Annotated in this window: 3 protein-coding genes and 1 tRNA gene; 1 reads left to right on the top strand and 3 read right to left on the bottom strand. The window is 35.9% G+C overall.

The window, feature by feature from the left end; translation table 11 throughout:
* Positions 1 to 55 precede the first annotated feature (55 nt).
* On the bottom strand, positions 56 to 574 hold the full coding sequence (locus JQM82_RS15630; protein WP_235251342.1) for a hypothetical protein: 519 nt from the start codon (positions 572 to 574) through the stop codon (positions 56 to 58).
* A gap of 217 nt (positions 575 to 791) precedes the next feature.
* Between JQM82_RS15630 and JQM82_RS15635 the strand changes: the two genes are divergently transcribed.
* Positions 792 to 862, top strand: a tRNA-Trp gene (locus JQM82_RS15635).
* 99 nt (positions 863 to 961) lie between these two features.
* Here JQM82_RS15635 and JQM82_RS15640 read toward each other — a convergent pair.
* Positions 962 to 1,225: a Txe/YoeB family addiction module toxin gene (locus JQM82_RS15640; protein ID WP_235251343.1), complete on the bottom strand. Its 264-nt coding sequence runs from the start codon at positions 1,223 to 1,225 to the stop codon at positions 962 to 964.
* Positions 1,218 to 1,419, bottom strand: a 202-nt coding sequence (locus JQM82_RS15645) for a type II toxin-antitoxin system Phd/YefM family antitoxin (protein WP_235251344.1), incomplete at its 5' end; no start/stop codon positions are given. The genes JQM82_RS15645 and JQM82_RS15640, both read right to left, overlap by 8 nt.

Consider the following 1,419-nt stretch of genomic DNA (forward strand, 5'->3'; position numbering starts at 1 on the left):
ATATTATACGCCGATAAAATCTCGGTTTCAATTCTTCTTTAAAAATAATTTCTTATCATTGTGAAAGAATCATTTTTTCGAATTCCTTTTTGATATAGTCACACGTTGGTTTTGTCCATTGTGTACCTTCCAATCCATTCTCAGATTTGATCAGCTGCATAGCAAAGAGTAACGCGTCCAGCACTTCCTTATTCTCCAGATTTTGCAGATTGGAGACAACATATTCCTTCGCCTGCCTCGGCTGAATTCCAGCCCTTTTACTCAGTATTCTGCAAAAAGATTCAAAAGAGATCATCTTCTTTCCATATTCCCAGAAATGCTCCTCATATTTTTTATACTTATCTATATATTCCTGAATCATGTCTCTTGCTTCCGTATCCAAAGTGTATCCGAAACGTATTGCAATCTCTTCCAACTCTCTCCAGAACGAAACATCCACTGCTGAATAATCAATATTAATCCGAAAACAGCCCCCTGTCTTCTGTATCTCCTTCTGAAAATCATCCTCCCAGGTCGGACATACCAGCATCTTTACTCCATTCACGATTCCACCCTGTATTACTTTTTCTTTCATCTGTACTGCCTCCCTCTGGCCTGAACCCAATCTTGTAGGCCAGTTAACAATTTTATCAATGGTTTTTCTTCCGGTGATTATCTTCTGTTTCATTATAGCATTGTCTATAAAATATTGCAAAGTGGTTCATTTTCACATTTTATAAGATTTTTCCAAAATAGGGATTGACAAACCATGGTTATATATGTTATAAATATCTAGTGCGACAGACAAACATAGGGGATTGGTCAAGTGGTATGATAGGGGTCTCCAAAACCTTTGGCGGGAGTTCGATTCTCTCATCCCCTGCTTGCAGTATGGTGGAAAACCTTAATTTACAAGGTTTTCTGCCATTTTTATTTTTGGTAAAACAAAGGTAATCAAAAAGGTAATATTGGTGCTTTTGATTTACTTATCCCCATAATGATATCTACAAGCTAAGATATATACATTGCTTTCGTCAATCTTATAGATTAGTCTGTCTTTATCATTAATCCGTCTACTCCAGAATCCAGATAAATTTCCAGATAAAGATTCAGGCTTTCCGATTCCCTCATTCCCATTCCTACAAACATCTTCTATAAGTGTATTAATCTTCTTGAGAGTCTTTCTGTCTTCCGTCTGCCAATACACATAATCCTTCCATCCATTCTCAGTAAATACTTTATTCATCCACATCTGCCTCTACAAGATTATGTGTCGTGATATTACCATTTTCTAATTGTGCTTTGGATTCCATCAGCCAATCATAATTAGCTTTATTCCCCATGACATGAATATTTTCCATCAAATTATTATAGGATTCCTCTGAGATCATAACTACATTCTTATTGTCTTTTCGAGTAACAATCATTGTTTCATAATCA

Source organism: Faecalicatena contorta, from assembly GCF_021531995.1.
GTDB classification, from domain to species: Bacteria; Bacillota; Clostridia; order Lachnospirales; family Lachnospiraceae; genus Dorea_A; species Dorea_A contorta_A.

What these genes read in the sequence shown, in the direction of transcription:
- JQM82_RS15630 (WP_235251342.1), bottom strand. Translation starts at nt 574, where the DNA reads ATGAAAGAAAAAGTAATACAGGGTGGAATCGTGAATGGAGTAAAGATG.
- JQM82_RS15640 (WP_235251343.1), bottom strand. Translation starts at nt 1,225, where the DNA reads ATGAATAAAGTATTTACTGAGAATGGATGGAAGGATTATGTGTATTGG.